Source organism: Kitasatospora sp. NPDC030952 (assembly GCF_055571335.1).
In genome coordinates this window covers 224,424-230,423 of the sequence record NZ_JBVIFM010000015.1, presented here as the reverse complement: position 1 = coordinate 230,423, position 6,000 = coordinate 224,424, and the positions used below count along the sequence as shown (strand labels likewise).

General features: G+C 74.8%; 6 protein-coding genes and 2 pseudogenes. 2 read left to right on the top strand and 6 right to left on the bottom strand.

What is annotated here, in order from left to right; all coding sequences use genetic code 11:
* Window positions 1–99: 99 nt before the first annotated feature.
* The 5 genes and pseudogenes from ACZ47G_RS25615 to ACZ47G_RS25595 form a co-directional block, all read right to left on the bottom strand.
* The gene (locus ACZ47G_RS25615) at window positions 100–570 is read right to left on the bottom strand and encodes an ASCH domain-containing protein (RefSeq protein ID WP_465746362.1); all 471 of its coding nucleotides are present in this window, start codon (window positions 568–570) and stop codon (window positions 100–102) included.
* A 263-nt stretch (window positions 571–833) separates the two neighbouring features.
* On the bottom strand, window positions 834–1,403 hold the full coding sequence (locus tag ACZ47G_RS25610) for a hypothetical protein (protein WP_465746360.1): 570 nt from the start codon (window positions 1,401–1,403) through the stop codon (window positions 834–836).
* A gap of 128 nt (window positions 1,404–1,531) precedes the next feature.
* Window positions 1,532–2,404: pseudogene (locus ACZ47G_RS25605) on the bottom strand (IS5 family transposase); the annotation flags it as partial.
* A 44-nt stretch (window positions 2,405–2,448) separates the two neighbouring features.
* Window positions 2,449–3,519: a phosphotransferase family protein gene (locus ACZ47G_RS25600; protein WP_465746358.1), complete on the bottom strand. Its 1,071-nt coding sequence runs from the start codon at window positions 3,517–3,519 to the stop codon at window positions 2,449–2,451.
* A 134-nt stretch (window positions 3,520–3,653) separates the two neighbouring features.
* Window positions 3,654–4,010, bottom strand: a complete 357-nt coding sequence (locus ACZ47G_RS25595; RefSeq protein ID WP_465746356.1) for an ArsR/SmtB family transcription factor — start codon at window positions 4,008–4,010, stop codon at window positions 3,654–3,656.
* A 194-nt stretch (window positions 4,011–4,204) separates the two neighbouring features.
* Between ACZ47G_RS25595 and ACZ47G_RS25590 the strand changes: the two are divergent.
* Window positions 4,205–4,657: pseudogene (locus tag ACZ47G_RS25590) on the top strand (DUF1062 domain-containing protein); the annotation flags it as partial.
* 49 nt (window positions 4,658–4,706) lie between these two features.
* On the opposite strand, the gene ACZ47G_RS25585 reads toward ACZ47G_RS25590, so the two are convergent.
* Window positions 4,707–4,925 carry a hypothetical protein gene (locus tag ACZ47G_RS25585; protein ID WP_465746354.1) on the bottom strand — a complete coding sequence of 73 codons (219 nt, stop codon included), beginning with the start codon at window positions 4,923–4,925 and terminating at the stop codon, window positions 4,707–4,709.
* Window positions 4,926–5,426: 501 nt separating this feature from the next.
* On the opposite strand from ACZ47G_RS25585, the gene ACZ47G_RS25580 reads away from it, so the two are divergent.
* On the top strand, window positions 5,427–5,915 hold the full coding sequence (locus ACZ47G_RS25580) for a GNAT family N-acetyltransferase (RefSeq protein ID WP_465746352.1): 489 nt from the start codon (window positions 5,427–5,429) through the stop codon (window positions 5,913–5,915).
* The last annotated feature ends 85 nt before the right edge of the window (window positions 5,916–6,000 follow it).

The window sequence follows — 6,000 nt, the reverse complement described above, 5'->3', positions numbered from 1 at the left end:
GGGGTGTGGGTAGTCGGCGGGTCCGGTTCTGTGTGCCGCCGGTGGTGGTGGCGGGTGGCGGGTGGTGGCGGGTGGTGGTGGTTGGTGGTGGTTGGTGGGTCAGGGGGTGTTGGGTGGCGGGGTGTTGGGGGCGTTGGGGGTGTTGGGGGTGTGGGGGGTGGTGAGGGTGCGGAAGCGCTGGGCGACGATGAGGGTGTCGTCGTCGATGGTCGGGGTGTGGCCGAGGAAGGCGCTCACGCCCGGGCCGTGGAAGAACTCCTGGTGGGCGGTGCGCCACTGGGTGGCGTCGGTGTAGCCGCGGCCCTCGGCGTGTGCGAAGGCGTCGTCGATCTCCCGCATGGCGACCACTCGCACTTCGGTCAGTTCGATGGTGACGGCGGTGCGGCCGGTGGAGTCGAGTACCGCGTAGCGCCGGCCGGGGGTGGGGAGTGGCTCGTGGGCGTGTTCGTAGATCTCCAGCAGACCGGTGAGCGCGGTCTTGTGGCCGTCCAGGATCGCCGTTACGCCCTGGTCGCGTTCCGGTCCGGGGAAGGCGAGTTCGAGTGTCGGAAGGTCGTCGTCGTGCCGCATTCGGCGAGCGTACGGAGCCCGGCCCGCGGTGATCAACCCCCGGGGCCGGTCGCCGCGGGCGGGAACAGGCGGGCGGGAACAGGCGGGCGGGAACAGGGGGGTGGGGGTCAGGGCCAGGGGTCGGGCGGGTGGGAGCACGCGGGTGGGATCGGGTGGGTGGGGTCAGGTGGGCGGGGGCCAGGGGTCGGGCGGGTGGGAGCAGACGGGTGGGATCGGGTGGGTGGGGTCGGGTGGGCGGGGGCCAGGGGTCGGGTGGGTGGGGGTCAGGGGCAGGGGGCGGGCGGGGTGTGGTGCCGGCCCGGGCGCCACGGGGGCGGTTGGTGCGGGACGTCTTCCGGGCGGGTGCCGGTGAGCAGGTAGTCCGGGGCCCGGTGGTTGGCGCAGTGGGCGGTCAGGAGGACGTGGCGGTCCTCGGAGTGTGTGGTGGGGTCGGTCAGGAAGGCGCTGGTGGGGGTGGGGGCCTGGTGGTGGTTGTGCTCGCCGGGGTGGGGCCGGTTGGCGTGGTGTGGGCGCAGGGTGGCGGCCAGGTGGGCGGGGGCCGCTGTTGAGGGTGCTGTAGTCGCATTCGTGTAGCCGCGGGTCCTGGTACGGCGGCGGGTGTCCGTCGGGGAAGGCGGTGTGGGCGGTGGCCGCCGCGCGGTGCGGGTCGGAGCCGGACACCGCCGCCAGTGCCTCGCCGCGCCGGTGCTCGCCCGGTTCGGCGCCCTGGCGCCGGCCCGGTGGGCCCGGGCGTCCGGGCAGGTGGCCGGTGGCGATGCCGCCTTGTTGTCGGTGGTCGTGGCGTGCGTCTCGAAGGCGATCTCCACCGTTATCGGCTCGCTCCCTCCCCGCATCCGCCGGGCTGTGCCCGCCGGGCTGTAGCCGCCCTGCCTGGCTGTACCCGGGGGGTGGCACGGCCGCCGTGTCCGGGGGCTGCCTCGGGTGGCGGGCCGGCTGGGGCCTGTTGTGAGAGTGCTGGTCGCAGCCATTCGTTGATGGCTGCGACCAGCGCTGGCGCTTCGTGGCGAACAGCGAGTTCGTCGTACCTCGTGGCGACGGCACGGTGGCGCTTGAGCCGGTTGATCCCGCACTCGAGCGCGTGCCGCTGCTTGTGGTCGTCCTTGTCGAACTTCGGTGGTCGCCGCCCCGTGATCCGCGCTTGAGCCGGTTGCGGACCCGGTCCGCAGGCACCGGGATCGTGGCCTTGATCCCGGGTCTGCGCAGGTAGGAGCGATTGCTGCGGGAGTCGTATGCCTTGTCGGCCCGTACCCGGTCCGGGCGCTTGCGCGGCCTGCCGAGCCCGGTCCGGGGCACCCGGGTCGCTTCGAGGACCGGCTCGAACTGCGGTGAATCGCCCCGTTGGCCAGCCGTGATCACCACGGACAGCGGCTTCCGGCCCCTGCTCGACGGCGAGGTGGATCTTGGTCGTCAGTCCGCCCCGGGAGCGTCCGAGGCCGTGATCGGCCGGCTCGGCGAAGACGCCGCCGGGCGGCTCCTTCCGGAGGTCCCCCTTTTTCACCGCCCCGGCGGCATGCCGGTGGGCCCGGCGGACGGTGGAGTCGACGTTCACGTCCCAGGTGATCAGGCCCTTGGCGTGCGCCTCGGCCTGGAGCCGGGTGAGGATCCTCGCCCAGGTCCCGTCCCGCTGCCACCGCCGGAACAGGTCGTAGGCCCGGTCCCAGGGCCCGTAACGCTCGGGCACGTCACGCCAGGGGGCACCGGTCCTGGTTCGCCACCGTATGCCGTCTATCAACTGCCGCCGCGTCCACACCTGCGGCCTGCCCGGCTTGATGCCCGACGGCGGCAACGGCTCGAGCCGGGCCCACTGGCCGTTCGTCAGCTCCCCACGTCCCACAAGGCGTGATCATGAACGAACAAGATCCACTTTCGCGACAGACTCTACGCGTAGCGTTCGAACAGGGCTTGGAGGTAGTCCTCCAGGCGGTGGGTCAGCAGTGGCGTGTTCAGGTCGGTGCGGCCCAGTTCGCGCCAGGGTACGGCGACCTTCTCGGCGTCCGGGGCGAAGGCCAGGGCGTCCAGGAGCCGCCAGTACAGGTGGTCGGGGCCGGTGGCGGTCAGGGTGGCGCCGGCTTGTCGGTAGGCGTCGGCGAAGGCCATGCCCGCCGGTATGCCGTGCAGCAGGGCCAGGGCGGTGGAGCAGTGGGCGACGTCCAGGTCGGGCGGGCCCCAGGAGGTCTCCACCCAGTCGACGACGCCGCTGACGGCCAGTGAGGCGCCCTCGCCGGTGAACAGTACGTTGCCGGGGTGGAAGTCGCGGTGCAGGAAGCAGGCGCGGTGCTCGGGCGGCGTGCGGTCGATCACCCGCACCGCCCGTTCCCACAGTCGCGCGCGCGTGGTGGCGGCCGGGATCCGTACCCGGTCGGGGGAGGTCCATGCCTGCCAGGCGCGCGGGCGCAGTCCTTCGGGTACGGCCAGGGCGTGGACGGCGGCCAGCTGCCGCGCGAGCAGCGCCGTCCGGTGCGCCACCTCGCCGTCCTCCTCGAGCCGCACCCGCCCGGGCAGGTGGCTCATCAGCAGCGACGGGTACTCGCACCGCTCGCCCCGGGCGTCCACCGCGCGCAGTCGGGCCGCCGGGATGCCGCCGCCGGCCAGCAGCTCCAGTACCCCGGCCTCGCGTTCCAGCAGCTCCGGCGCGTGGCGCAGGTAGAACGGTTTGACGAAGGAACGCAGTACCAGCGCGTAGCCGCCCGCGCCGCCCGCGCCGCCGGTATCGCCTCCGCCGCTGCCGGCATCGCCGTCGCCGTCGCCCGCGCCGCCGGTATCGCCTTCGCCGCTGCCGGCATCGCCTTCGCCGTCGCCTTCGGGGCCGGGTGCGATGTCCAGGCGGCGCATCCGGGAGGTCCACCCGCCCCGCAGCTCCCGGACCCGCGCGATCCGCTCACCGGGTGCCAGGGCGCCCTCCACCCACCGGTGCGTGCCGGCCCACTCCCGGCCGTCGTCGTCGATCATGGACGACCACCCTACGCCCGCCCCGGCGCCCGCCGCCGCCCGCCGCCGCCCCGGCCCCGCGGGCAACAGCGGGCAGCGGCGGGCCTGGGCGGGGCAGCGGCGGGCCTGGGGCGTGACCGGGTGTGAAAGGGGTGTCAGGGGACGGCGGTGGCGTCGCGGGCCTCGGCGTCGGCGGCCGCGACCACCGCCGACAGCAGTCCCGGGAAGCGCTCCTCCAGTTCCTCGGCGCGCAGCGTGTTCATCTTCGTGGTGCCCACGTAGTACTGGCGCAGCACCCCGGCCGCGCGCAGCACCGAGAAGTGGTGGCTGGAGGTGGAGCGCCCGACCGGCAGGTCGAAGGAGCCGCAGCTCAGGTCAGCGCCCGAGTGTGCCAGGGTGCGCACCACCGAGCGCCTCGCCGGGTCGGCGAGGGCCTCCAGCACCTGCTGGACGTTCACGTCCTCCACACCGGGGTGCACGATCATCCGCGCCGCAACGCGTGCCCGTCCCACACCCACCACCCCTTCCCAAGCCTGGCCCCCGTTCCTGCGTCGAACACCGTGTCAACCGCCGCGCACCACGCGCGACTTCACGCCCGACGCTACTACGGGGCGGGGCCCCGTCACGCCCGACGCACCACCTCCGCGACACGAACTGCGCACCCGGCGCGGCCCCGAGGGCGCCGCGGTGCCGCCCGACGGCCCGAGTCCGCGTCAACGCCCACCACAAGCTCCTCGACGCCTGGCTCCTCGTGCTCTGCGTCGTGTGCGGGGACACGGCGAAGTTCACGGTCCTGGGGCGGACGAACGTGCGCCGCGTACGGCCCGATCTGCTGGAGCGGATGCATGACAACGACCCCGGCCTGGCGGCCGGGTTGCTCCAGGACCCCGTCGTGCGGCGCCGCAATCGCATCGCCCTGGACTGGGACGGGGCCTGGCGCCTGGACACCGGCGGACCGGGTCGCCCGGACCGCGGGGGGACCGACGCCCGGGTCCGCTTCGCGGCGCGGATCCCGCTGCGGCCGGTGCGGCTGATCGCCGAAGGGTGCGGTCTTTCGCGGGCCGAGGCCGGGAGACTGGTCACGGAGGGCGAGATCGTTTCGGCGGTGCGGCTGGGAGGCAGGCTCTGCGGCGACTTCACCTTCACGCTCAAACGCTGATCCCCCCGGGGTGCCGTGGGCCTGTCCGGCGGGATCCGCCGGACAGGCCCTACGAGTAGTACCTGTGCGGGTCGTCGCGGGCCGGGCCGGTGCCGTGGTGGGCGGCGCGGCTGGAGTGGGTCGTGCGCAGGTGGGCGGCCTGCCGGGTGCGTTCCAGCTCGACCAGCGGGCCCGCGTCCTCGTCATGGGAGCCGCGGGCCCGCTCCCGGCGGGCCGGGAAGACGCTGATGGCGCTGATGGCGGCGGCCAGTGCGCCCAGCAGGAACACGTCGGTGCCCCTGGCTCGGTTCTTCTTTCCCGGCTCCGGCGCGCCACAGTGTCCGCGCCGCCCGTGCCCCCGGTTGGGCGTCGCCCTGCGGGGGCGGTGGTGGTCCTGGCACGGAACGCTTCCGGGCGGCCGGCATCTGAGCGAATCCTGAGCCCGCCCCGCCCCGCCGTGCCCTGCCCCGCCGTGCCCCGCCCCGCCGTGCCCCGCCCTGCCCCGCCCTGCCCCGCCCTGCCCCGCCGTGCCCTGCCCTGCCCCGCTGTGCCCTGCCCTGCCCTGCCCCGCCGTGCCCTGCCCTGCCCCGCTGTGCCCTGCCCTGCCCTGCCCTGCCCTGCCCCGCCGTGCCCTGCCCCGCTGTGCCCTGCGCTGCCCCGCCCCGCGTCCGCCCGGGACGGACGGCCTGGGCGGCGGGCGGGGGCGAAACCCCTTGGACGGCAAGGCGGCCGGCTGCTGGAATGGCAGGGTCGGCCGCCGCCGGGAACGGGAGAAGCAGGGGGTGCGGTGATGACCGCGATCAGGCTGGCACTGACGGTGCGCGACCTCACCGACGCGGACCTGCCCTCCTGCGGCTGGTCCGGCTCCGCGAAGCACGTACGCGACCTCGTCCACCAGGTCCGCCGCGCCGAGGCGGGGGAGATCGACTACCTGGCGGTGTGCACCCCGGCCGGGCACCCGGTGGCGCTCGGCGGCATCGACTACCCGCACACACCCGGGGCCGGCACGCTCTGGCAGCTCGGCGTCCACCCGGCCCTGCGGTCCTGCGGCATCGGGACCCTGCTGATCCGCTCCGCCGAGCAGCGGATCGCCGCCCGGGGCCTGAGCCGCGCCGAACTCGCCGTCGAGGAGGACAACCCCCGCGCCCGCGCGCTCTACGAACGCCTGGGCTACCGGGCCTACGGCCGGGCACCAGACTCCTGGGACGTGGAGGACGCGGACGGCACGCTGCGGCGCCACGAGACGATGTGCACACTGCTGCGCAAACACCTGGCATGACACCGGACCCGGCGGCCTCGGCGGACCCGGCGGCCTCGGCGGCCGCTGCGGCCTCTGCGGCTTTCGCCGCCTTCGCGGCTTTCAC